Annotated in this window: 19 protein-coding genes; 6 read left to right on the top strand and 13 right to left on the bottom strand. The window is 74.8% G+C overall.

All coding sequences use genetic code 11. The features are described from left to right. Positions 1 to 35: 35 nt before the first annotated feature. From ACIO92_RS15750 to ACIO92_RS15775, 6 genes are all read right to left on the bottom strand, one after another. Entirely contained in the window at positions 36 to 1,004 is a 969-nt protein-coding gene (locus tag ACIO92_RS15750; protein ID WP_401237054.1) for a thiopeptide-type bacteriocin biosynthesis protein, read from the bottom strand. A gap of 11 nt (positions 1,005 to 1,015) precedes the next feature. After that, positions 1,016 to 2,779 carry a hypothetical protein gene (locus tag ACIO92_RS15755; RefSeq protein ID WP_402281803.1) on the bottom strand — a complete coding sequence of 588 codons (1,764 nt, stop codon included), beginning with the start codon at positions 2,777 to 2,779 and terminating at the stop codon, positions 1,016 to 1,018. A 434-nt stretch (positions 2,780 to 3,213) separates the two neighbouring features. Continuing rightward, a complete protein-coding gene (locus tag ACIO92_RS15760; RefSeq protein WP_402281801.1) occupies positions 3,214 to 5,163 on the bottom strand; it encodes a TOMM precursor leader peptide-binding protein in 1,950 nt (649 codons plus the stop codon). Next, positions 5,153 to 7,177, bottom strand: a complete 2,025-nt coding sequence (locus ACIO92_RS15765; protein ID WP_402281799.1) for a hypothetical protein — start codon at positions 7,175 to 7,177, stop codon at positions 5,153 to 5,155. Before ACIO92_RS15765 ends, ACIO92_RS15760 begins: the two co-directional genes overlap by 11 nt. A 2-nt stretch (positions 7,178 to 7,179) precedes the next feature. After that, on the bottom strand, positions 7,180 to 9,771 hold the full coding sequence (locus ACIO92_RS15770) for a lantibiotic dehydratase (RefSeq protein WP_402281797.1): 2,592 nt from the start codon (positions 9,769 to 9,771) through the stop codon (positions 7,180 to 7,182). Between the two features lie 200 nt (positions 9,772 to 9,971). Beyond that, positions 9,972 to 11,198 (bottom strand): hypothetical protein, encoded by a 1,227-nt coding sequence (locus ACIO92_RS15775; protein ID WP_402281795.1) that lies wholly within the window; start codon positions 11,196 to 11,198, stop codon positions 9,972 to 9,974. 320 nt (positions 11,199 to 11,518) lie between these two features. Here ACIO92_RS15775 and ACIO92_RS15780 point away from each other — a divergent pair, with 320 nt between their 5' ends. Further along, a complete protein-coding gene (locus ACIO92_RS15780; protein ID WP_366442207.1) occupies positions 11,519 to 12,082 on the top strand; it encodes a DUF7010 family protein in 564 nt (187 codons plus the stop codon). Positions 12,083 to 12,303: 221 nt separating this feature from the next. On the opposite strand, the gene ACIO92_RS15785 is transcribed toward ACIO92_RS15780, so the two are convergent. The 3 genes from ACIO92_RS15785 to ACIO92_RS15795 form a co-directional block, all read right to left on the bottom strand. Next, positions 12,304 to 12,474, bottom strand: coding sequence for a thiazolylpeptide-type bacteriocin (locus ACIO92_RS15785; protein WP_015036315.1), 171 nt, complete (start codon positions 12,472 to 12,474; stop codon positions 12,304 to 12,306). Positions 12,475 to 12,510: 36 nt separating this feature from the next. Then, positions 12,511 to 12,687 carry a thiazolylpeptide-type bacteriocin gene (locus ACIO92_RS15790; protein ID WP_073912617.1) on the bottom strand — a complete coding sequence of 59 codons (177 nt, stop codon included), beginning with the start codon at positions 12,685 to 12,687 and terminating at the stop codon, positions 12,511 to 12,513. Positions 12,688 to 12,828: 141 nt separating this feature from the next. Next, on the bottom strand, positions 12,829 to 14,529 hold the full coding sequence (locus tag ACIO92_RS15795) for a SagB family peptide dehydrogenase (RefSeq protein WP_402281793.1): 1,701 nt from the start codon (positions 14,527 to 14,529) through the stop codon (positions 12,829 to 12,831). A 630-nt stretch (positions 14,530 to 15,159) separates the two neighbouring features. On the opposite strand from ACIO92_RS15795, the gene ACIO92_RS15800 reads away from it, so the two are divergent. The 4 genes from ACIO92_RS15800 (at position 15,160) to ACIO92_RS15815 (ending at position 20,395) form a co-directional block, all read left to right on the top strand. After that, positions 15,160 to 16,620 carry a multicopper oxidase domain-containing protein gene (locus ACIO92_RS15800; protein WP_366442209.1) on the top strand — a complete coding sequence of 487 codons (1,461 nt, stop codon included), beginning with the start codon at positions 15,160 to 15,162 and terminating at the stop codon, positions 16,618 to 16,620. A gap of 76 nt (positions 16,621 to 16,696) precedes the next feature. Then, a complete protein-coding gene (locus ACIO92_RS15805) occupies positions 16,697 to 18,352 on the top strand; it encodes a class I adenylate-forming enzyme family protein (RefSeq protein ID WP_401237048.1) in 1,656 nt (551 codons plus the stop codon). Beyond that, a complete protein-coding gene (locus ACIO92_RS15810) occupies positions 18,349 to 19,308 on the top strand; it encodes a 2-amino-3,7-dideoxy-D-threo-hept-6-ulosonate synthase (protein ID WP_366442211.1) in 960 nt (319 codons plus the stop codon). Before ACIO92_RS15805 ends, ACIO92_RS15810 begins: the two co-directional genes overlap by 4 nt. Next, positions 19,280 to 20,395 carry a 3-dehydroquinate synthase II family protein gene (locus ACIO92_RS15815; RefSeq protein WP_366442212.1) on the top strand — a complete coding sequence of 372 codons (1,116 nt, stop codon included), beginning with the start codon at positions 19,280 to 19,282 and terminating at the stop codon, positions 20,393 to 20,395. Before ACIO92_RS15810 ends, ACIO92_RS15815 begins: the two co-directional genes overlap by 29 nt. 104 nt (positions 20,396 to 20,499) lie before the next feature. On the opposite strand, the gene ACIO92_RS15820 is transcribed toward ACIO92_RS15815, so the two are convergent. Beyond that, entirely contained in the window at positions 20,500 to 21,108 is a 609-nt protein-coding gene (locus tag ACIO92_RS15820) for a response regulator transcription factor (RefSeq protein WP_351788456.1), read from the bottom strand. Continuing rightward, a complete protein-coding gene (locus ACIO92_RS15825) occupies positions 21,042 to 21,683 on the bottom strand; it encodes a hypothetical protein (RefSeq protein WP_402057877.1) in 642 nt (213 codons plus the stop codon). Before ACIO92_RS15825 ends, ACIO92_RS15820 begins: the two co-directional genes overlap by 67 nt. 154 nt (positions 21,684 to 21,837) lie before the next feature. Here ACIO92_RS15825 and ACIO92_RS15830 point away from each other — a divergent pair, with 154 nt between their 5' ends. After that, positions 21,838 to 22,821 carry a LuxR C-terminal-related transcriptional regulator gene (locus tag ACIO92_RS15830; RefSeq protein ID WP_401237046.1) on the top strand — a complete coding sequence of 328 codons (984 nt, stop codon included), beginning with the start codon at positions 21,838 to 21,840 and terminating at the stop codon, positions 22,819 to 22,821. A gap of 43 nt (positions 22,822 to 22,864) precedes the next feature. Here ACIO92_RS15830 and ACIO92_RS15835 read toward each other — a convergent pair whose 3' ends face one another. Further along, the gene (locus ACIO92_RS15835; RefSeq protein WP_366442215.1) at positions 22,865 to 23,116 is read right to left on the bottom strand and encodes a hypothetical protein; all 252 of its coding nucleotides are present in this window, start codon (positions 23,114 to 23,116) and stop codon (positions 22,865 to 22,867) included. Positions 23,117 to 23,468: 352 nt separating this feature from the next. After that, the gene (locus ACIO92_RS15840) at positions 23,469 to 24,374 is read right to left on the bottom strand and encodes a CopD family protein (RefSeq protein ID WP_366442216.1); all 906 of its coding nucleotides are present in this window, start codon (positions 24,372 to 24,374) and stop codon (positions 23,469 to 23,471) included. Between the last annotated feature and the right edge of the window lie 19 nt (positions 24,375 to 24,393).

Consider the following 24,393-nt stretch of genomic DNA (forward strand, 5'->3'; position numbering starts at 1 on the left):
GCCGGGCCTTTCGTGACTCCCCGTGGGGGCGGGGGTCAGGGGACGGGCACCGCGGGGGCGGCGGTGCCGTGCGGTACGGGGAAGGCGCGGGCCAGGACCGCGTAGGTGCGCAGTTCCTCCAGGAGGCTCAGACCGAGCCGGTTGTGGAGCATGTGCGCGTGCGAGAAGAGGACCATGCCGGGGTGGGCCGGGGAGTGCGTCCGGATCTCGTCCGCGTGGGCGGCGATCCGCTCGTGCCAGCCGGTGAAGGGGCCGTGGGCGGCCGGGTCGACCGTGACCTCGCCCTCGACGCGGGTGAGCGTGTCGAGGAGGGCGGCCGGATGGCCGGCGTCGGCGGCCCAGGCGCGCCAGGCGCCGAGCCCGTGGGCGTAGTAGAAGGCGGCTTCGGCCGGGTCCCCGAGGGCGGCGGCGACCGCGACGGTGCCGCGCAGCGCGAGACCGGCCCGCTGCCGCTCGCCGGTGATCCGGGGCAGGGCGGCGAGGACGAGGGAGCTGGAGAGGGTGAAGAGGGACTCGGCGGCGGGCATCAGGGCCGTACCGCCGTAGCGGTCGGACTCCGGCTCGTAGGCGGCCCGGTGGACGCCGGGCGGCAGCAGGGTCTTCACCGAGGTGTTCTCGCCGGTCTCGCCCGCGGCGGCGAGCCGCTCGGCGCCGCTGCGGTACGCGGCGGGGTCGAGCGGCTCCTCGCCGGGGACGAGCGCCCCGGCGACCGCGAGACGGGCGGTGAGGGCGGCCTCGACGCGGGCCTTCGCCGTGTCGTCGAGTCCGCCGACGCGCAGCCGCAGATGGGGGCCCGCCTGCCAGTAGCGGATGAAGAACCACGGGGTGCCGGGGGCGAGTTCGCGGACGGTGGGCCCGATGACATCGGTGACGGCCCGGTCGTGGGCCGACCGGGCCGCGGTGCCGAGGTGCAGGTGCCAGGCGGTCCATCCGGTCCGGGGTTCCGAGGCGGGGGTGGTGGTGGGGGCGGTGAGGGTTCCGCTCGGGGGGTGGGGCGGGGTCACGGGTCGCTCCTTCAGAGTCTGAGGTCGAGCAGCGCGCCGCCGGTGTCCTGCGGCACTCCCACGACCACGGACAGGACGATCATCTCGTCGGGGTCCAGGCCGAGGACGCGCTGGGTGGGGATCTCCTGGAAGGCCCGCACGGGGCGGGCGAAGAGGCCGGAGGCGGCGGCCGACAGACAGAGCCCGTGCGCGGCCCATCCGGCGGCGTGCTGGACCGCTCCCCAGCCCGGGGTGCCGAGGCGTTCGAACAGTTCCCGGACGCGCACCGACAGGAAGACGGTGAGCGGGGCGTGGCGGATGCCGCAGCCGTTGACGGGCGAGACGCCGTATCCGTACCGCTCCTCCAGGAGGGCGGGGACGTCCGGAGCGGCGCGCAGGAGGTGCGCGGTGCCGTCCCGGAGCCGGTGCACGCCGTCCGTGCTCCCCTCGACGCCCCGGACGGCCGCCGTGACCTTCAACAGGTCGAACGCCACGGCCAGTTCGGGGCCGGGAGGGGGTACGGAGAGCCAGCGGGCGGCGCTGTCGAGGACTTCGGCCGGGACCGCGCTCCGCCGTCCCGTCATGCCGTGCAGGGCGCGCGGCATCCGTCCGGAGTGGCGCCGCCAGAGCAGTTCGGCCCAGTCGGGCACGGTCTCCGAGGGGCCGAGTCCCGCAGGGACGGCGGTGGTCAGCGGGACCGGTGGACTCCCGTACGTCTGAACCCGGTTGACGTGGATGAGTTCCGCGAGCGCGGGGTCGGTGCGGGTGAGGTCTCCGGGCGGGTCGGTGGGGAGCGACGGCGTACGCGGCGGGGGCGCCGGGATCGGCGGGGGCGCCGCACCGGCCCCGGCCCCGGCCCCGTCCGCTTCCACCACGAGGGGCAGGGACCAGGCCCAGGGGTCGTCGAGGCCCAGGGCGGGCAGCAGCGCGTGGGCGTCCGGGCCGGGCAGCCGCAGCCGCGCGGGAACGTCGAAGAGTTCGAGCCCCAGGGTCAACGCCCGCAGGGTGAAGCCGAGTTCGAGGGCGACGAGGGAGCCGCGGAACCACTGGTACGCGGCCGGGACGCTGGTGTACCGGCCGGTGAGGACGATGTTCCCGGCGGGTCCTTCCGGGGTGCCGGTGAGGGCGTGCCGGTCCGGTTCCAGGAGCCGCCAGGGCTGGTCCGCGCCCCCGTCCACGAAGGCGTGGACGGGGAAGAGGCAGCGCGGCGAGGCGTACGGCCGGTGGTCGTTGTAGGGGTTCTCGGGCTCCCTGCGCTGCGAACCGAAGGCGGTCACGAGGGCGCGGCCGAGGCGGACCTGGACCGGCTCGGCCAGGGGGGCGACGGGCGGTCCGGCGAGGGGCCCGGCCGCCGGGCCGCCGGGGTGGTGGGCCGTCGGGGCGCCGGGGTGGTGGGCCGTCGCGCTGACGGGAGATCCCGCGGCGCCGCCTGGGCCGTGAGCCCTCGCGCGGCCGAGTGGTCCTGCCGCGTCACCGGGGCGGTGAGCCCTCGCGCCGCCGGGCGGTCCTGCCACCTCACCGGGACGGTGGGCCGTCGCGCCGCCGGGGGGCCTGGCCGCGTCGCCGGGGCGCGCGCCCGGGTACGGCAGGGCCGCGAGGCGGTCGTGGGTGCCCAGCGGCAGGGTGGTGCGCGGGCCGTCCCCGCGCGGGGACGGGGGCGGGACGTGGGTGTCGGGCGGGGGCTGCGGGACCCAGGTCCACGGGGGCGCCTCGGGGGCGTCGTCCCCGGCGCCGTACGCGTACCAGAGCGGTTCGCGGGCGATGCTGTTGTCGCCGTCCGGACCCGGCAGGTCCACCGGGGCCCGCCGGGGCGCCGCCGCGCGCGGGGCGGGCGGCGGCGCCGGGGAAAGGACCGGGTCGGAGGCCGGAGCCGAGGCCGAGGCCGAGGCCGGAGTCGGAGTCGGAGTCGGAGTCGGAGTCGGAGGAGCTTGGACCTGAGCCGAGGCCGGAAGGGCCCGGAGCGGGTCCGAGGCCCAGAGGGCCCGGACCGGGACCGGAGAGGCCTGGGCCGGGACCGGAGAGGCCTGGGCCGAAGCCAGGACCCGAACGGACCGAGCCGGGGCCGGGACCCCGACGGCCTGGTCCGGAGCCGGGACCGGGACCCCGACGGCCTGACCCGGAGCCGGGGCCGGGGCCCGAAGGCCATGGTCCGGAGTCTGGGTCCCGTCGTCCGGGGCCCCGCGGTCATGGTCCGGGGCCGCGAGGCCCCGCGCCCGCGTCGGGGGGGTCGTCACGGGAACGGGTGGGGGTCGAGGGGGAACGTCCGGTGCTCCTGGCCGGTGCCGCGCAGCGCGGCGGTGAGCCGGGGCAGACCGGCGAGCCGCTGCTGGGCGTGACCGAAGCACATCGGGACGATGCCGGGGACGACCGCGCGGGCCACGTGGATGCCCGCGTCGGCGTGCTCGCGGCTCGTCTGGTCGACGAGGACGATCCGGTCGAGACCGGCGTCGGCGAAGAGCCCGCGCACGAGGTCGAGGGCGCCCCGCACGTCCCCGCCGGAGCCCCGGTCCATCCGGCCGGGCCAGCCGGGGAACGCCTCTTCGAGGGTGACCCGGGGTCCGCCGAGGGCGGCGGTGGCGCGGACGGCGGTCTCGGGCAGCGACGAGAAGCGGACGTGGTCCTCCAGCTCCTGGACCAGCCACGGGTCCGCGACCATCGGCTCGACGGTCTCCCGGGTCCAGTCGACGGGGTTGGTGACGAGCTGGGCGACCTCGCGCAGGGCGCCCCGGATCGCGGACTGCGGATCGGCGCCGGAACCGGCCGAGGAGAAGGTGGCGGGGAAGGGGGCGAGCCGGTTCACCGCGAGGACCCAGACGACCGGCAGGCCGATGTCCTGGGTGGCGACGAGCAGGTGCACGTCGAAGCCGCGCGACTCCATCAGCTCGATCATGGCCCGGCTGGTGGGGTCGGTGAGGGAGTCGTTCGGGATGACCGGCAGGGGCGCGGCCCGGTGCCAGGACAGCAGGAACGCGTCCCGCTCCGCCAGTTCGAACAGCGAGTGCAGGGCGGCCTCTTCGAGGTTGGCGCCGACGGCGCAGCCGCTGGACGACTCGTAGAAGTAGTGCTTGCGGCCGGGGGTCCCGGCCAGCCGGGCGGCCCTGCGGTCCCTGCGGTGGTTGTACTCGTACTGGTAGAAGGCGTGGTCGGCGGGGACGAGCAGCGGGCGTCCGTCGGCGAGGTCGTGGCCCCACACCCAGTCCATCGGGGTGTCCGCGTCGAAGGGGGTGGCCCGGCTGGTGGGGTGGGCGAGCTGCTCGGCGGTGTACTGCCCGAGCCCGGCGGGGTCCACGGCGTGGTCGGCGACCCGCGCGTAGGAGCGGCCGGTGAGGACGGGCACGTCGTACGGGAAGCCCGCGAGCCGCTCGTACGCCTCCAGGATCGCCACCGGGCCGGTCTCGGCGAAGGTCCGGGCCCGTCCGTGGCCCATCGCCGGGGCGTCCGGCACCACGGCCATGCTCATCGCGAAGGGGGCGCGGGACTCGCGCAGCAGCGCGCGGACCGGTCCGAAGCGGTCGTCGACCAGGCGGTCCTGGAGCACTCCGCGTTCGACGAGACGGCTGGCGGCGGTGCGGGTCGGGTCGTCGGGGAAGGCGGGCCGGCCGGTCAGGGCCAGCGGCGCCGGGGTGGTGGTGCCGTCCAGGCGGTCGTGCGCGGGGCCGCACAGCGGGCAGTGGAAGCTGCGGGCGACGCGGTGGCGGCGCAGACCGCCGGGCGAGACCGCGAACAGTTCGCCGGGGCCGAGCGGCCGTCCCGCCAGGTGCTCCAGGGCCGCCCGGAGCAGTTCGGGCAGGAGCGGCGCGCCGGGACCGGGGGCGGCGGTCGCGTACCGGAGGTCCCCGGCCAGCGGGTGGTCGGGGACGGTCCGGTCGCGGACCTCGGCGCAGCCCGCGCAGCCCGCGTCCGTGCCGGGCGTCCTGAGCGGTCCGACGAGGACCTCGTCGGCGCGCAGGCGTACGGAGAGGTGGGCCAGGCCCTCGGCGGCGGCCCCGGCGAGGCGGTCCCGCTCCCAGTCGAGGTGCCAGCCCCGGTCGACGGCGACGGTGACCCCGGGGAGGGCGGCGGCCAGGTCGTCGAGCGCGCCGAGCGCGGACCGCCAGTCCTCGTCGGCGGGGTGCGCGGCGAAGCCGGGACCGAGCACGAGCCCGAGGGCGGGGGCGCGGGTGAGCGTGTCAGTGGGCATCGTGGGCCTCCACGGGGCCGTACCAGAAGGGGAGTTCGCCGAGGACGGGGTCGTACCGCGTCGCCTCGCCCCGGTAGCCGGTGCCGGGGCGGGCGGCCAGCTGGGCCCGGAGCGCGTCCAGGGCGGCGCGGTCGGCGAAGAGCAGGGCGTCGGTGGAGAGCGGGTCGACGGTTCCGTCGGCGCCGGTGGTCTGGGTGCGGGCGAGCGCGGTGCACAGGGCGGTGCGGGCGGCTTCCGCCGCGTCGGCGCCCCAGCCGCGTCCGAGGACGGCGCCGTCGGCGGTCACCTCGGCGAGCCGCCAGTCCAGGCCGGGCACGGCGAGCAGCCGTACGGCGGGTTCGTCGGCGAGGAGGGTCCGGAGGCCCGCGAGGACGCGCAGCCCCTCGGGGTCGGGTGCGGCGCACGCCCCGCCGCCCGCGGCCCCGGCGGGAGCGCCCGCCGGGAGGGCCGCGGGCGGCACGTGCGGGGTGACGGTCGTCGCCAGGGGTTCCGTCTCCCGGGCGAGCAGGCGCAGCGCGCCGTCGAGGAGCCAGTGTTCCCTGGTGAGCCCTGCCGCCGGGGTGGGGGCCCCGGGGATGTGGGCGTGCGGACCGGCCGCCGGGGTGGGAGCCCCGGGGATGAGGGTCCGCAGGGCCGCCAGGCAGGCCGCGACGGTGGCGGTCTCCTGGTGGGCGGCCCAGGCGAGGACCGTGGTCGTGGCGCCGCCGGTGGTGGTGCGGGGGGTGGCGGCGCGCAGGGCGAGCGGCATCTGGGGCAGGTCGGCGCCCTCGCCGAGGGCGACGGGCCCGGTCCAGCGGGCGCCGAGCGGCGCGGCGGCCTCCCGCGCCTCGTCCGGCTCGGGCCGGGGGTCGGCGGGCGCGGCGGCGAGGGTGTGGAGCCCGGGACCGTCGCCTTGAGCGGGTACGGGTACGGCGTCGCCGGTCGGCGGTACGGGAACGGTGGTGCCGTCACCCGTGGGCCGTGCGGAGGCGGACGCGCGTACGGGCCCGGCGGGGTCGCCGCCCATCGGCCGTACGGAGGCGTCGGCGCCGGTAGGCCGTACGGAGGCGGTCTGCCGTACGGAGGCGCCGTCGCCGATCACGGTGCCGGTCGTCTCCTGGTCCGTCGGGCGGGCGGCGGCAGAGAGGGAGCCGGGTCGGCCGGGCGCGGCCGCCTGGTGGGCTCCCTCGACGGTGACCCGGTCGCAGACCAGGTCCGTCCCGTGCACCACATGGGCCTCGCCCGGGGCCGCCGTACCGGTGAGGGCGTCGACGAGGAGCTGGGCGCCGAGGGCTCCGGCGAGCGCGTCCGCCACCGGGCGGGGGGCGGGCGCGGTGCCGTCGGCGGCGGCCCAGGCGCGGGCCCGGTCGCGGAAGGCGGTGGCGGTGTCCGGTCCGTCGGCGGTGACGGCGGGTCCGACGAGGGTGACGCCGGAGCCGCCGAGCCGCACCGGGACGACGAGGGCGGCGGGCGCCCCGCCCTCGCGGTCCTCGCGGTCCGTCCGGGTGCCCCGGGCCCCGGGGGCCGGGGCGTCCTCCCGGATGTCGAGGACCGCGTCGGGGGTGCGGTCCGGGTCGGGGGCGGTGAGGACCGTGCCGATCCCGGCCCTGCGCAGCCCTCGGGCGGCGGGGCCGACGGCGGTCTCCGGGCCGGTGACGAGGACGGTCGCGGCGCGCAGCCGGGCGAAGGCCCCGTACGGGTCGTCGAGGAGTCCTTCGAGCCGGGCCAGGGACTCGGCGTGGGCCCGCCGCACCTCGGGGGACGGCTCGGGCGCGGTGTGCGCGGCCGGGTCGAGGAGCAGTCCGTTCTCGCGGAGCCTGTCGACGAGGAGGCGGACGGCGGGGCGGGCGCGTTCGGTGCCGATCCCGGCGACGAGGGCGTCCTCGTCGGTGCCGTTCTCCAGGAGCGGGACGCAGCCCTGGGCGACGGCGTGCAGCACCTCGGAGCCGCGCAGTACGAACTGGGCGCGGGCGCCGCTGAAGTAGACGCCGCCGGGGACGGGCGCGTAGTGCAGGTCAGGGCGTGTCCTGAGCATCGTCACCGCTCCTCTGGCTGGGTCGTGGGGTGGTAGGTGAAACGGCCGCCGGGGGCCCGGCCGACCTCGACGACCCATTCGGTGGCGTGGGTGCCGTCGACGACGCCGGGCAGCGCCTCCTCCAGGTAGCTGCCGCCGGTGTCGGCGCCGCGCCGTTCCAGCATCCGGGGCAGGACGCGGACGCCGAGCGCGCTGCTCAGGTCCACGTACTGGGGCTTCTGCTGGAGCCGCTTGGACTGGATGTCGGGGGCGCCGACGGAGAGCGGTCCCTCGTCCTCGGGGACGGTCTTGACGACGACCTCCTCGGGGACGCCGTGTCCGGCGCGCCAGGCGGTGAGGGCGAGGAGCCGGTCGTGCTCCTCGGGTCCGGCGGCCAGGGCGGTGCCCAGTTCCTCTCCGCCGTACCAGCGGCGGCGGCCGATGAGGACGTCGCCGACGGCCATGCGGGGCGCGGTGCGGGTGGCGGACCGGTCCCAGGGGGTGGCGGCGTGCCAGCTGTTGGGGAGGGCGTTGAAGAGCCGGCCGCTGATGGCGAGGCCGGAGGCGACGGAGAGCGGCGGCGGGAAGAGGCCGGGGTGGCCGGTGCCGAGCGGGAGGACCCGCAGCGGGGCGCCGTCGGCGTCCTCGACGCGCAGGGAGTCGGTCTCCGGGTCGTGGGCGAGGCGCAGTCCGAACCAGTCGTCGGGGGTGAGGCCGCCGGGCAGGACGGGGGCGTGGGCGTTGACGTTGAGCCGGTGCAGGCCCAGGTCCTCGGTGACGCGGGCGCCGTCGTGGCCGTACACCCGGCGTACGTGGTCGGCGAGGCGGGGCAGTGCCCGGCCGCCGAGGCGCCGGTCGGCGTCGAGGAAGCGGGCGTAGAGCATTCCGTGGCCGGGGAGGCCGTCGTTGAGGACGAGGTGGCCGTCGCCGCGCTGGAGCAGGACGCCGTAGATCAGCGGGTCGCGGCGGAAGCGTTCGGGGAGGGCCGCGGTGAGTCCGCCGACCTCGGCGGGGCTGATGCGGAGGGTGTCGTCGCCGCGTGCGACGGCCTGTCCGATGAGGGCGTGGACGGCTTCGGTGACCTCGCGGCGGATCTCGTAGACGCGTTCGAGGGAGCCGTCGGCGGGGCCGATGCCCTTGAGCGCGGCGGGGTCGCCGGGGCCGTCGGGGCCGTAGACGGCGGCCATGGCGGCGGCGCGGCGGGAGACCTCGCCGACGACGAACGGGGCGTGTTCGGCGAGGGGGACGTTGGCTCCGGGGCCGAAGCGTTCGACGAACGCGGCGGTCATGAGGACCCGGACGTCGTGCAGCCAGTCGAAGACGGTGAGGAGTTCGACGGCGGGGCCGAGGTCCTTGAGGGATTCCTTCCAGGGTTCCGTGGCCACCTTGAGCGGCGGCATCACGTAGTCCTCCTCGACGGTGACGTGCGCGGGGCGGCCGGCGGCGTGGCTGAGTTCGCCGAGGGCGCCGCGGAGTTCGGCGAGGGCGGCGCCGCGGGTGGCGGCGGGCGCGTCGGTGAAGGCGGGCAGTCCGGCCTTGACGCGGTCGGTGAGTTCCCGGACGGCCGGGCGCGAGTCGTCCGGGGAGAGCAGCTCCGTGTAGTCGGTGGAGCCGTCCTCGGCCTCGTGGAAGGTGCAGAGCAGGCCCTGGGCGACGGCGCCCCGGACGGCCCGGTCGGCTTCCTCGGGGGTGCGGCCGGAGCGCCGGGCGACATGGGCGACGACGGACGGGAAGGGGCGCGGGCCCATGCCGACGGCGTCGAGGAGGTCTCCCGCCGGGCCGCCGAGGGAGACGGCGGCGCGGCGCGTCCCCTCCGGTCCCGGCTTCAGGAAGAAGAGCTTCCCGGCGGCCGGGTCGGGTGCCGAGGTGGGCGGGAGGCCGATCCAGAGCTGTTCGAGGGGCAGGCCGGAGGGGTCGGGCAGGCCGCCGACGACGTAGTTGAGCATCACGCGGTCGAGCCCGGGGAAGGCTGTGGCGCCCGGGAAACCGGTCTCGTCGGGGCCCGCCGCCGCCGGGTCGGGCTCGGCGATGCCGACGGCGGTGAAGCGGGCGAGGGGGCTGGTGCGGACCATGGCGCGGGTGACGTACTGGATGAGTCCGCGCTCGGACTTGCGGGACTTGGCCGGGACCTTGCCGGGGGCGTGGACGGCGGCGCGGTAGCGCTCGGCCTCCTGGTGGACCTCGGGGGCGACGAGCGCGAGGGAGCGCAGCAGGTCGGGGTCGCCGAGGAGTCCGGCGAGGACGCCCCGTTCGCGTTCGGCGGCGTCGGGGTAGCGGGCGACGAGTTCCGCGCGGGCGTGATCGCGGTCCCGGCGGGCGGCGAGCCACGCCCCGGTCGCGGGGCCGGTGGTCTCCGGGGTCCTCTTCGGTGCCTTGTCGTTGTGCACGGACCGGCGCAGGGCGATGAGTTCGCGTCGTGCGGCGTCGTCGTCGGAGGCGCCGATCCGCTCGTACAGCTCGTCGGAGGCGGTCGCGGCGGCGGTGGCGAGGGCCTGTTCGGAGGCGGTGACGAGGACGAGCAGACGGCGCAGTTCGGCGTCGGCGAGCCGGGCCCGGCGCAGCGGGTTGACCCGCAGGAACCAGAGGGGCTCGGGGGCGGGTGCCGTCGCTTTCACGGGGGCGGGAGTGGGGGCGGACGCCGGTACGGAGGAGGGACCGGGGGCCGATACGGATACGGATACGGATACGGATACGGGTACGGGTACGGATACGGGTACGGATACGGGTACGGGTACGGATACGGGTACGGGTACGGGTACGGCCACGGGTGCCGGGGCTCCGAGGAGGTCCGTCGGGGTGCCGATCACGGGGGCGGTCATCGAAGGGCTCCCTCGGGGGCGGTGCCCGGCGCGGTGGCGCTCGGGACGGGGGCGGCGGGGCTCGGTCCCCCGGCGGGGGCGCCCGGCGCACGGGCGGCGACGCGCTCGCGCCAGGAGACGCCGAGGACCTCGTCGACCGTCTCGGCGACGGCGAAGCAGGTGTAGTAGCGCTGCATCGGGGAGACGGTGAGCAGCGGGAGCTGCTCGTAGAAGAGGTTCGTCAGGAGGCGGAAGGAGGCGAACCACGGGGAGGGCGAGGAGGTCACCCCGGCCGCGCCGACGGTCCGGTGGAAGTCGCTGTCCGGCTGCTCGCCCTGCGGGACGGTGGTGGTGGCACCGGGCGGGCCCATCTCGGAGCGGTCGAGGTCGGCGGTGGCGCCGTCGAGGAGGTCCAGGGTGAGGGTCCCGGCGGCGACCGCGCTCTCCAGCGCCCCGGCCCCGTAGGCGAGTCCGGTGCGCCAGGCGGCGGCGGTCGCGGAGACCTCGCCGCTCAGCCGCTGCTCGACGACCCGGCGGAGCGCGGGCGCGTCCTGGGCGAGGCGGTTCCGGAAGACGGGCCGGACGTCCTTGGTGGGCGCGGCCCAGGCGAGGAAGGCCTCGACGTGGGAGCGGGGCGAGAAGACGCCGTAGCCGAGGCCGAGGGTGTGGGTGTCGGCGAGGGCGACGAAGGCCTCGGCGAGGCGGAGCGTGCCGGAGCCGGGGACGCCCGCGAGGTCGTCGACGGTACGGAGCAGGGCGGGCGTGAGGGCGCCGTGGACGACGGCGCGGAAGCGGTCGAGGCGCGGGTCGCGGGCGGTGGCGCCGGGCCGGCCGCCGGCGGTGATCCGTTCGACGGCGCCGTGTTCGCGGAGCGGCAGGTACGGGGGCTGGACGGCCTCCAGGCGCCCGAACTCGCGGGCCTGGTCGAGGTAGGTCTCCTCGGTGAGGGCGCGGGGCGGGTCGAGCGGTCCCGCGGTCAGGTCGCGGGCGACGCGGTCCCAGTCGGGGCCGCCGCCGGGGACACCGGCGGCGTCCCGGGCGAGGATGTCGACGTGCGGCCCGTGGAGCCATCCGCGGCGCAGTTGGACGGCGGGGGCGCCCGCCTCGTTCAGCGCGCGGGCGACCGGTACGACGTACCGGGCCAGCCAGGCCGGTGTGACCGGCATCCGTGTGTGGAGCCGCACTCCCGTCAGGCCGTCGGAATCCGGCTTCACGGCAGTGCGCTCCAGCGCCTCAACCCCCATGATTTCGCACCTTCCGAGAATTCGAGAACAACGTCCTGTGTCTCTTTGCTTTTCTTTTCCGGCCCTCGCCTCGCGGCGGGCAGGACCCCATCATGGGGCGATGGAATTGCGGGGCGGTAGCGGAAAAGGGACCGCCCTTACATGTGTCATCTCATCCGTGACGCGCGGGCCGGGACCGGGTCGGCCACCCGGCCGGTACCGGGCCGGTACCGGGCTGGCACCGGGCCTGCCACCCGGGCCTGCCACCAGGCTGGCCACCCACCGGTCGGACTGGCTGAAAATAGACAAGCCGGTCGGATGATCGTTGTAAGGTCCGCGCCATGACTACGGAATCCACCGACGCCGAGTGCCTGGCGCTCACGCGTAATCTGCGCCGTCGCGGCGCGATCGTCCTCGCCGTCTTCGCCCTCGTCTGGGCCTTCGCGGGCGGTTCGGGGATAGCGGCGGTGCCCGTGTCGGTGGCCGTCGGGATCGTCGCGGCGGTCGTCACCGCGGCGGCGGTCGTCCTGGCCTTCCGGGGCACCGCGGGGCCGGTGACCCGACTGGTGCGGCTGCCGGAGAAGTGGAACCGGGGCGTCGGTCTGGTCAACGCGGCCGAGGTGGTGGCCATCTTCGCGGTGATCGCGGTGTCGAACGCCTCGGGGCACCCGGAGTTCATCCCGGTCGGGATCTGCCTGGTCGTGGGGGTGCACTTCTTCCCGCTGGCCCGGCTCTTCGACCAGGGGCAGTACCGGTGGACGGCGATCCTCCTGACGGCGGTCGCCGTGGTGGGCCTGGTCGTCCTGGCGGCCGGCACCAGCGCGGAGACGATCCGCACGGTGGTGGGCCTCGGCGCGGCGGCCGTGCTGTGGGCCTCGTCGTTCCATGTGGCCCTGCGCGGCTGAAACCTTCCCCTCGGCGGCGTTCACGGCTCACACGTCCGACCTCGCCGCAGGCCCCACGCCGCCGCCCGTCCTTCGTGGCCACACGCCACACGTCATAGGCCACACGCCACACGTTCATACGTCACACGTCATACGGAGAAACGCACGCGAGGATGCGCCACCCGGCCGGAGCCGGGCGGTCGCATCCTTCGTGCGTCGTGCGTTCAGCCTCTGTCGCTCGGTCAGCAGGCCGAGCAGGTGGAGGAGGACGACGACGAGGTGCCGATCGAGCCGCTGGAGGCACCCATCTCCGGGAGGGCCACGCCCTGGGCGACCTCAAGGGTCTCCAGCTCAGCGACGTCGAAGTTGTCGAAGGCCGCGTCGTCGCCGTTCTTGATGTCGTCGATGCTCATGGTGTGTTTCCTTTCAGCGTTCCGGTTGGGGGAGGTTCAGCAGGCGGAGCAGGTGGAGGACGAGGAGGAGGAGGTGCCGATCGAGCCGCTGGAGGCACCCATCTCCGGGAGGGCCACGCCCTGGGCGACCTCAAGGGTCTCCAGCTCGTCGACGTCGAAGTTCTCGAAGGCCTTGTCCGCGTCCTGACCCTGCTTGATGTCGTCGATGCTCATTCTGAATTCCTTTCCGAATTCTTCTCCGCAACCGTTCGGCTGCAACACCAATAATGCTGACCCGCCCTCTCCCGCACCAGCCTTTCCCGGTACCACCTGACGTTTATCACGCCCGGAATAACCGGCGTCACTGCGCGGTGCTCAGGGGTTCTCGGGCAGGGACCACTCGGGGCTGTTGAGCATCCGCCAGCCCTCCCCCGGCTCACCTGCGACGGAGTCGTCCGGGCGCCTGCTGCCGAGCAGGAAGTCGCCCACGGAGGACTCCTGGAGGTAGTCCAGGCCCAGCAGCTCGGCGGACATGTCCGCGTCGCCGTTGCCGAGGGCGCAGGGGGCGAGCCCGAGGGCCGTCGCCACCAGGTACATCGTCTGGTAGAGCACACCGGTGTGCCGGAGCGTGGTGGCGTAGGCGATGGCCCGGTACTTCCACGACATGCGCTGGAAGCGGGCGGTGACCGTGATCAGGACGTCGGGGCGCGCCTCCATCCCGGTGGCCCGGGAGGCGACGTGGAAGAGGGACTCCCTGGCCGCCTCGTCCCCGTCGCGCAGTACGAGGCGGTGGCCGACGGGATCGTAGTAGTAGACGCCGGGTGCCAGGTCCGCGCAGCGGCGCACGGTGACGTACAGCTCCAGCTCGTACCCCTGGCCACCGCTCGGGTAGGGGCGGGAGACCACCTCGTCGCGGTCGCTGCCGGGTTCCGGCGTGTAGTGGGCGCGGACCCGGGCCACCCGGTAGAGGAACTCGCCGAGCTGGCGTGCGGTCATCTCCTGGTCGCCGTAGCCCCGGATGGAGCGGCGGGTCTCGATGGCCGTGGTGAGGGAGGGGTCGTGCGCCGCGATCTCCTCGCGGGTCGGCCGGTGGAGGGGGACGGCGGGCCCTTCGGGCACCGGGCGGACGGCCGGCCGGGGCTCGACGGCCCCCCGGTGCGGGTAGACGGCGCCGAAGACGTCGTCGTACCGGCCGGAGCGGACGCGCGAGTGGAAGAGGAGGTCGTGGAAGTCCCACTGGCGCAGCACGGGCTCGTCGTCGGAGGCGAAGGAGCCGTTCTCGTCGGCGAGTTCGGCGAATCCGGCGCCGACGAGGTGACCGAGGACGCCGGTGGTGGCGGGCCCGTCGAGACCGGCGTCCGCGCCGAGCCGGGCGGGGGTGCCGGGCTCGCCGAGGGCGGCGGCCAGGGTGCGGGCGGCGGGGTCGGCGAGGACCGCGCGGAACTTGACGAGCGGCGACTCCAGGACGAGGGCGCCCGCGCGGGTCCGGCAGAAGGCGAAGCGGGAGAGACGGACGGTCGCGTCGGCGGGCACGGCGACCGGGCGGTACGCGGAGTCCCGGGCGACCGGTTCGAGGCGCAGGAGTTCGCGGCCGTCGCCCGGGGCGAGGACGGCGTGGGCCAGCAGGTGCCGGGCCCGGTCGAGGACCTTCTCGAACCGGGCGCGCTCGGCGGGCCGGAGGCCCTCGTACAGCTCCTCGGCGGGGAGGGGCCCGGCGGCGAGACGCTCCAGGGCGGTACGGACGCCGTCTCGGACGGGCCGGAGGGTGAGGGAGGTGACGGGCCCGGCGAGGGTGACGACGTCCTCGTCGGAGAAGAGGACCCGCATACCGCCGGTGAACGCGGGCACGGCGGGTGCGGGGACGGGGACGGGGACGGGGACGGGGACGGGGACGGGGACGGCCGGGGGCCGCACGGGGGTGGCGGTCTCGGTGGGGCTGATGGAGCTGGCGGGGTTGGCTGTGCCGGTCGGGCCTGTGGGGCTGACCGGGCCTGTGGGGCCGGTGCGGCCCGTGGGCCCTCCGGTCTCGCCGCCCGTCACGGAAGCGACGGTCCCGGCGGAACGGGAGTCACTCACGGGGCCGATGGCACCCGCGAGGCCGTCGGTGCCTCCGAGGCCGGCAGGGCCAGGGACATCAGCGGGGCCCGCGAGACCGGAAGGGCCCGCGGCCTGAGCCGGGCCCGAGGCCTGAGCCGGGCCCACGGCCTCGGGCCCGGTCTCGGCCGGGTCCGGCGTACGGCCGGTCCCGGCGGGGGCGGGACGGGACGGTGGGGTCTGCGTGGTCGGCACGATGCCTCCGGGTGCGCGTGGATGACGGTCCGGCGCCGGGGCCGTACGGCCCGGTGGCCGGCGGACGGGAAGGCGTCGCACGCAGGGCAGACGCCGGGAAACACTCTCGTGCGCGGAACCCGGCCCCGGCCGGTGCCCGCCGGAACCGGTGACATTTCCCGAGTGGTACGTGACGGGCCGCGCCCCTCACCGTGACGCACGCCATTCCCCGCCGTGACAAACACCATTCCCCCGTGACGGCCGTCATTTCCGGAGGCCCGCGTTCCCGCGCCGACCGGCCGGAATGACCGAGGTCATCGATCGCGTGACACATGCAAGCACCGACGCGAACTCCCTCGGCGTTCGGGCCGGTCGCCCACATGCTCGGAGAACGAATTCACCACCGTTCCCGGAAAACCGTCACGTTAGGAATCCGCTGTGTTCTCTCGCCGCCATGCGGTACGACTCGGACTCACCGCCGGTGCCGTCGGTGCCGTCGGCGCGGCCGGCGGGGTGTTCCAGAGCCTCACCTCCGGCACTCCGGCGGTGGCCGCCGAGCCCCCGGCGGGCCCGCCGCAGGTCACCCCGTTCTCCGTCCCGCTGCCCCGGCCGCGCGTCCTCGCGCCCTACCGGCGGACCCGGTCGGCCGACTACTACGCGGTCACCATGCGCAAGGCGCGGGTGGAGATCCTGCCGGGCCTGCGGACCGAGGTCCTGACGTACAACGGCACCTTCCCCGGCCCGACGATCCGCGCCCGCAGCGGACGCACGGCCGTCGTGCGGCAGATCAACGGCCTGTCCGTGCCGACCTCGGTCCATCTGCACGGCGGGAACAACCCGCAGGAGTACGACGGCGGGATGATGGACCTGATCCAGCCGGGCGCGTCGAAGACGTACGTGTACGCCAACCGGCAGGTGGGCGCCACCCTGTGGACCCACGACCACGCCCACCACATGGAGTCCGAGCACGTCTACCGGGGCCTGTCCGGGCTCTACCTCCTCGGCGACGACGCCGAGGACGCGCTCGGGCTGCCGTCGGGACCGTACGAGGTGCCGCTGATCCTGCGGGACGCGCACTTCGACGCGGCGGGACAAATGGTCTACACGATGGACGACGCCCTCAACCGCACCACCATCCTGGTCAACGGCGCCCCGTGGCCGCACCTGAAGGTGAAGGCCCGCAAGTACCGCTTCCGGATGGTCAACTCCTGCAACCTGCGGATCTTCGTGATGGCGCTCTCCGACGGCAGCCCCATCATCCACGTCGGCTCGGACGGCGGGCTGCTCCCGGCGCCCGCGCCGTCACCGGTGATCGTCCTCTCCCCCGGCGAACGGGCCGACTTCGTCATCGACTTCTCGCGGTACGCGCCGGGCACCCAGGTCACGCTGGCGAACATGCTGGGCCCGGGACCGACCGAACTCGTCGGGCAGATCATGCGGTTCGACGTGGAGGAGAAGGTGCCCGACACCAGCCGGGTGCCGGACGTCCTCGCCACCCTGCCCGCCCTGCCCACGCCCACCGTGGAGCGCGTCTTCGAGCTGCGGATGGACGAGCCGGGCACCGGCCACCAGGCGTACATCAACGAGCGGACCTTCGACCACGACCGGATCGACACCGAGGTCGCCTGGGGCACCACCGAGGTGTGGACGGTCAAGAACACCAGCACGACCGTCCCGCACAACTTCCACACGCACCTGGTCCAGTTCCGCATCCTCGAAAGGGACGGAATGCCGGTCTATCCGGCCGAGGCGGGCCTCAAGGACACCGTCCTCCTCTTTCCCGGCCAGACCGCGAAACTCCAGTTGACCTTCGACACGCACCGGGGCGTCTTCCCCTACCACTGCCACATGATCGACCACAGCGCGATGGGAATGATGGCGCAACTGCGCGTCTCCTGAACGGAACGGAAACCGGATCCCGCACCGGAGACCGGAATCCCCCACCACGAATCCCTCTTTCCGGAAAGGAGGAACCATGTACGTACGCCGCATTCTCGACGCACTCGGAAAGGACCCCGGGCGCGTCGTCGTCCACCACGCCGACGAGGCCGTCACCGCGGGGCGGCTCGCCGGCTCGGTACGGGCCGTCACCGCCCTGCTGCACTCCCGCGGCGTCCGCCCCGGAGACACCGTCGCCGTGCTGACCGGCCCCAACCGCCCCTCGATGCTCGGCGCCCGGTACGCCGTCCACCTCCTGGGCGCCACCTCCGTGTACGTCCGGTCGATGAACCCGCGCACCGACACGGAGACCTTCTCGGTCGCCACCCAGGCCCGGCTCCTGGCGGACCTGGGGGCGTCGGTGCTGCTCGTCGACGACGAGAGCGCCGAGCGCGGCGCCTGGCTCGCCCGCCGCGTCCCCGCCGTGACCGTGCTGCCCATCCCCTGGCGGGACGCGGACCCCCGGGACCTGCCCGACCGGCTGCCCGGACCCCGCCCCGGCGACCTGGCGACCGTCGAGTTCACCAGCGGCAGCACCGGCCGCCCGAAGATGGTCGCCCAGCGGTACGACACACGTGAGGAACTCGTCAGGCGGCTCGCCCATGGCCTCGATCCCCGGGGACCCGCGACGCTGCTGTCCGTCACACCGATCAGCCACACCACCGCGCCGATGGCCGACGCGGTCCTCGCGAGCGGCGGACAGGTCGTCCTGCACGACGAGTTCGACGCGGGCCAGGTCCTGGACGCCTTCGAACGGCACCGGGTGACCGACGTCTACCTGGCCGTCCCGCACCTCTACCGGCTCCTGGACCACCCGGCCGCCCCGCTCACCGACCTGTCGTCGCTGCGCCGCATCACGTACAGCGGCACCCCGGCGGCCCCGGCGCGGGTGGCACGGGCCGTCGAGCTCTTCGGCGACGTCCTCATCCAGGTGTACGGGACGACGGAGGCGGGCGGCATCAGCAGCCTCAACCCGCTGGACCACCGCGAGCCGGAACTGCTCGGCTCGGCGGGCCGCCCGTTCCCCTGGGTGCGGGTGGAGATCCGCGGCCCCGGCGGCGGCCCGCAGGTGGAGCGGGGGGTGACGGGCGAGATCTGGATCAGCTCGCCCACGGTCACCGCCGGGTACCTCGGCGACGAGGAGCGCACCCACACGGTGTTCCGCGACGGCTGGCTGTGCACCGGCGACCTGGGACACCGGGACCGGTACGGCTACCTCCGGCTCGACGGCCGGGTCGGCGACGTGATCAAACACGGCGGTCTGAAGCTGGACCCGGCGGCCATCGAGGAGGTGCTGATGCGCCATCCGCAGGTGCGCCAGGCCACCGTGTTCGGGGTCCGCGACCGCGACTGGGTGGAGCAGGTGCACGCGGCCGTCGAGCTGTACTCGGGGGCCGGGAACACCTCCTGCGACCTGCGCGGGTACGTGGCCTCGGCACTGACCCCGGAACACACCCCGGTCCGGGTCTCGGTCTGGCCGAAACTCCCGCTCACCCCCTCGGGCAAACCGGACCGCGCCTATCTGCGCTCCGTGTCGCCACCGGACCCCGACGCCCCGGACACCTCCGGCACGGACGGCCCGGCCCTCAGCTCCCCGCGCGGAGCCACCGCGCGGGCCGACCCCGTCCGCGCGCGCGGCCCGGGTCACCAGCCCGATCACGCCTCCTCGCGAACCAGAAAGGGCGTCCCATGACCGGATTCGGCCACTTCGCCCGGTCGCTGCGGCTACGGCGGCTCTACCGCCACAGCACGGCCGGCCTGATGATCACCCCTCTCGACCACTCGATCCACGACGGTCCCGTGGTGCCGAAGGGCACCACGCTCGACCAGCTCGCGGCCCGGATCGCGGCGGGCGGCGCGGACGCCGTCGTCGTGCACAAGGGCAGCGTCCGCCACATCAGCCCGGAGCGGTTCGCCGCGATGTCGCTGATCATCCATCTCAACGCGAGCACCAGCCAGGCGCTCGACCCGCACGCCAAGTACGTCGTCGCGGGCGTCGAGGAGGCCCTGCGCCTCGGCGCGGACGCCGTCAGCGTCCACGTCAACCTCGGCTCCGACGACGAGCGGCAGCAGATCGGCGACCTCGGGCGGATCGCCGACGCCTGCGACCGCTGGAACCTGCCGCTGCTCGCCATGGTGTACCCGCGCGGGCCGCGGATCGACGACCCCCGGGACCCGGCGGTCGTCGCGCACGCCGTGACGATCGCCGCCGACCTCGGCGCGGACCTGGTCAAGACCGTCTTCCTCGGATCCACCGCGGAGATGCTCGACCTGACCGCCGCCTGCCCGGTGCCGGTGCTCGTCGCCGGCGGACCCGCCCTGGAGAAGGAGGAGGACGTCCTGGCCTATGTCAGGGACGCCATCGCCGGAGGGGCGGGCGGGGTGGCCATGGGCCGCAACATCTTCCAGGCCAAGGACCCGCGCGCACTGGCGGCCAAGGTCGCCCGGATCGTGCACCACTTCCCCGAACAGCACTTCACCACGGGCCCGTTCAGCGAGTCGGGCGGCCGGGAGCGGCTTTCCAGCGAACGCCTCACTCCCGACCACCTCGACGGAACGCCGCTCGACGACTCACCGCTCGACCACTCCCACCTCGACGAACTGACAGGAGGTCCGCACCATGACGGACGCCAGACTGTGCTGGCTTGACATCCGCGAGGCCGGCGACGCCACCGCCGCCGTCCTCGAAGAGGCCCTGCACCAGAAGATCGACGGCATCGTGGCCGCCGACCCGGCGGCCTTCGCCGGTCTGCCGCCGACCATCCGCAAGGTCCTGCTCTTCGAGGGCGGCACCACGGAGCTCCCGGCCGACCTCGGCGGGGTCGACGTCGTGATCGTCCCCGGCCCGCGCGACGCCCGCGCCGCACTGGAGGCCGCCCACCCGGACGTGAAGTTCGGCCGGTACGTGGAGATCGTCGACGCCGACACCCTGGAGGACGCCTGCCTGGCGGCGCGTCTGGAGGCATGGAGCGTCCTCGACTTCCGCGACCCGACGAAGATCCCGCTGGAGATCGTCATCGCGGCCGCGTCGGGTGCGTCCGGCTCGATCGTGACGACCGCCGTCGACACCGAGGAGGCCGAGATCCTGTACGGCGTCCTGGAGCACGGCTCGGACGGGGTCCTGATGCGGGGCCGCCGGGTCGGCGACGCGACGGCGCTGCGGACGGCGGCCACCGCGCGGGGCGGGGAGATCTCCCTGGTCGAGCTGACGGTGACGGCGACCACGCACATCGGCATGGGCGAGCGCGCCTGCGTCGACACCACGACCCACTTCCGCAAGGACGAGGGCATCCTGGTGGGCTCCCACTCCAAGGGCATGGTCCTGTGCGTCAGCGAGACCCACCCGCTGCCGTACATGCCGACCCGCCCGTTCCGGGTGAACGCGGGCGCCCTGCACTCGTACACCGTGGGGCAGAACGGCCGCACCCACTACCTGAGCGAACTGCACGCGGGCAGTTCGGTCCTGGCGGTCGACGTCGACGGGCGCACCCGCCCGGTCAGCGTCGGCCGGGTGAAGATCGAGACCCGTCCGCTGATCTCGATCGACGCGGTCGCGCCCAGCGGGCAGACGGTCAACCTGATCCTCCAGGACGACTGGCACGTGCGGGTCCTGGGCCCCGGCGCCGCGGTGCTCAACAGCACCGAGCTGAAGCCGGGCGACCGCATCCTGGGGCACCTGCCGACGGCGGACCGTCATGTGGGTTACCCGATCAACGAGTTCTGCCTGGAGAAGTAGGTACGTCCGGAGCGCCCCGCTCCACCATGTCGTGAAGCCCCGCCCCGGCACGCCTCGTGCCGGGGCCGGCGCGCGTCCGGGCCGTCCCCCGCCCGGCGGGGTCCTCACAGCAGTCCGCACTCGGTCGCGATGCGGGCCGCGTCGAAGCGGTTGCGGCCGCCCAGTTTCTTGATCGCCGCCGAGGTCAGGTTCCGTACCGTCCCGGCCGCGAGGTACAGCTCGCCCGCGATCTCCTTCACCGTCGCGCCGCCCGCCGTGAGCCGCAGCACGTCCGTCTCGCGGACGCTGAGCAGCAGCGCGTCCCCGGCCGCCGGGGGCCGCAGCAGTCCGGGGTCGACGGTGAGACAGCCCCCGGCCACCCCGACGAGGGTGGTGATCAGCTGGGGCAGCCGGGCCGTCTTGGGGACGACGCCGAGGGCACCGGCGGCCACCGCCCGGTCGACGACGGACGGTGTGGCCGCGCCGACCATCAGGGCGACCCCGCAGCTCGGGTGGTGCGAGCGGACCTCGGTCGCCGCGTGCAGCGCCTTGCCCCCCATGGTGCTCTCGCCGAGCAGCAGGACGGTGGGACGGTGCCGCTGTACGGCGGGCAGTACGGCTTCGAAGGTCGTGGCGAGTCCCACGACGTCCAGGCCGTTGGTGCCGTTCAGGGTCTCGGCGAAGGCCTCCAGGACCAGTTGGTGGTCACCTGCCACGACGACTCGGATGGACATGTCTCTCCCCGTGGTGCTTCTGTGGCGGCGGCCCTCGGGGGCCGCCGGCCGACGACTGTTCGCTGTGCCGCGTCGGCGGCCAGGCGGTCGACGACGGAGCGGACCCAGGTGCGGTCCCCGGCCGTCGTCGTGTCCGGTCCGGTGGCGCCGGACGAGGTGCCCTCGATGTGGCGGGCGCCGTCCGGCAGGGCGGCGGCGAGGGCGGCCGAGAGGACGCGGAAGGCGCCGTGCAGTCCCGCGCCGGTGTCCGGCGGCGGCAGGAGGACGACGGCGGCGTCCAGCGGGCCGACGTCGGCGGCGATCTGGCCGGGCAGCCGGGCGGCCTCGGCGGGGTCGCCGATGTCGATCCGGTACGGCAGGGCCACGAGTCCGGCGTCGGTGAGGGCCTTGCAGAGGAAGGCCGCGTTGGTGGCGGCGTCGTCGACGCGGTCCGGGTGGCCGCCGCCGACGACGGCGACGACGGCCCCCGCCGTGCACAGGCGGGTCGCGAGTTCCCGGCCGGCGCCCGTGGTGGCGTCGACGACGAGAACGACGAGACCGTCGAGCCGCGGCGGGGCGGAACCGGTCTGGAGCACGTGACTCCCTTTCGAGGAGATCGTCGAGCGGGTAGCGTGATGATCGAATGAATGGGGTGAATCGGGTCAGCTTCGGCAATGGGGCGGGAGGGCCCCGGTTCGGAGCCTCCGTCCCGCCACGGGCAGGAGGCCGCATGACTGTTGGGGGCAGCACGTGGACGAGGTCTCGTCGCTCGATCAGCACACCCTGGGGGTGTACCGCGCGATCCTGTTCCACAAGGAGCTCGATCCGCAGCGCCTGGCGGAACTCCTCGACTGCACGTGCGAGAAGGTGGACGAGGCGCTCGAACTGCTGACGCGCCTCTCCCTGCTCGCGCCCTCCCGGAACACCCCGGGCCGGATGCGCGCGGTGAACCCCTCGCTCGGCCTGAAGGTGCTGCTCCAGCGGGAGGAGCGCGAGCTGGCCTCCCGGCAGCAGCGGATCGAGCAGAACCGGGCGGCGCTGGCCGCCCTCGCGGCCGAGTACACGGCCTCGGGCCGGTCGGGCGGTCTGGACGGCGCGGAGCACCTCGACAACATGGACGACATCCGGACCCGTCTGGAGGCCCTGGCCGAGTCCTGTACGTACGAGTCGCTGGCCTTCCATCCCGGCAAGGCGCTGACCCAGGAGTCCGTCGAGGCGGGCCGCCCGCTGAACGAACGGGCGATGGAGCGGGGCGTGCGGTTCCGCACGATCTATCTGGACAGCGTCGCGGGTGACCGGGTCACCCGGGGGCACGCCCAGTGGATGGCGGAGCGGGGCAGTGAGATCCGTACCTCGCCGACGCTGCCGATGCGGCTGCTCATCGTGGACACCTCGGCGGCGGTGGTCGCCGGGCTGCCCGGCCAGGCCCAGCCGTCCGCGCTGCTCTTCAGCAGTCAGCCGGTGGTCCTGGCCATGCGGGCCCTGTTCGAGGCCTACTGGGAGCACGCCTCCCCGCTGGACGGCCCCGGTGACGCCCTCCCGGGTGGGCTCACGCCGCAGGAGCGCAAGCTGCTCCAGCTCCTGGCGAGCGGTCTGACCGACGATGCCGTGGCGCGTGCGCTGGGCATCGGGGTGCGGACGGAGCGGCGGATCGTGGCGGACCTGATGGAGCGGCTCGGGGCGTCCAGCCGGTTCGAGGCGGGGGTGCAGGCGACCCGCAGGGAGTGGCTCTGAAGCGGGGCGGCGGCGAGGGCGGCGGTCGTGGCGCGCATGGCGGTCAGTCCCTGGGGGCGATCGGCCAGACGAAGTCGTCCGGGAGGTCGACGACGCGGCACGGCAGGCCGACGCCCGGCAGGCAGGGCAGTACGGGCTTGGGCGGCACGGGCCAGACGAAGTCGTCCCCGCCGCGGGTCACCTTCGTCGGCGCGGTGGGCGCCGCCTGGGCCGGGGCGGCGGTGAGGAACCCTCCGAGGACGGCGGCGGCGACGGTGGCGAGGACGATGCGGGAGCGACGGGAGCGACAGAGCATGTGGATCTCCGTTCCAGTTCCGGGTGCGGTACGAGTGCGGCGTACCTGCGTGTCGTGACTTCCTTGGCGGCCGGTGGCTTTTCAGCCGTCCCGGCCGCACACCCAGAGGAAATCACTGCCGGGCCCCCGGTGTCCTCTTCCGGACATGCCAGGAAGCTGCCTGGCAAAGAGCTGCCTCACGACCTGCGGAAAAAGCAATGGTCTAGTCCAAGCGGACCCTCGCATTCCAGCCAAAAGGCCAGGTGGGGGGCGCGCGTCGATCGGTCGTGCGCTGGTCTGTGATCCGGCCATCGACGGGAATGCGGCAGTACGGGGACGGCCCGGGGAACGGCAGGGGGCGGCCGGGTGCCGCTCAGGGGGCGATCCCGTGCGGGTCCGGGACCACGGTCAGCAGCGCCGAGACGACCAGGATCACCACCAGGACGGAGACCTCCACCCGGGCGGGCCCCTGCGCGTTCCCGCCCGAGGTCATCCGGCTCCGGGCGGCGAGCGCCAGCAGGCTCGCGCCGCCGAACAGGGCCAGCTTCACCAGCAGGACGCGCCCGTAGGCGGTGCTCAGGACGGCGTCGAGGGGCAGTTTGCGCAGGGTGGAGACGGTGCCGGTGACGGCGAGGGCCGTGTACACCCAGGCGGCCATCCGGGCGTACCGGGCGAGGACCTCCCGGCCGCCGCCGCGCAGCCGCATGACGCGCAGGACGTAGAACAGCGTGCCGGTCCAGAGGCAGGCGGCGGTGAGGTGCACGAGGGTGAGGCAGGTGCCGGGGAAGGGGGCTCCCTCGGGGTGGGCGCGCAGTGCCTCGGCGCCGATGGCGACGGCGAGCGGCAGGGCGGCGAGTGCGGGGCGCCGGGAGGAGGCGCAGAGGGCGGCGAGGACACAGGCGTTGGCCGTGACGAGCAGGAGGCGGCCCTCCCGGAGTCCGTACACGACGCTCGGGCTGAGGCCGCTGACGGCGACGAAGAGCAGCAGGAGTCCGGCGGAGGCGGCGGCGGCGAGGAGGGCGGCGGGGACGGCCAGGGCTCTGGGCCGCGCTCCCTCGCCCGCGAAGCGGCGTCCGGTGATCTCTCCGACGGGCACGGCCAGACCGGTGAGCAGCAGGAGCCGCAGCAGGGTGGTGGTGCCGGACGCCGGTGCACCGAGTTCACCGGTGCCGTGCTGGGCGAGTCCGGCGCCCAGCAGGGCGACGGCCAGGACTGCGGCTGCGGCGAGCGCCGCTGCGGTCAGCCGGCTCGGGGTGCCGGGGGGTCCGGGAAGCGTCACCGGACGATCGTCACCGAGC

It is taken from the genome of Streptomyces sp. NPDC087215, from assembly GCF_044744885.1.
Taxonomy (GTDB): domain Bacteria; phylum Actinomycetota; class Actinomycetes; order Streptomycetales; family Streptomycetaceae; genus Streptomyces.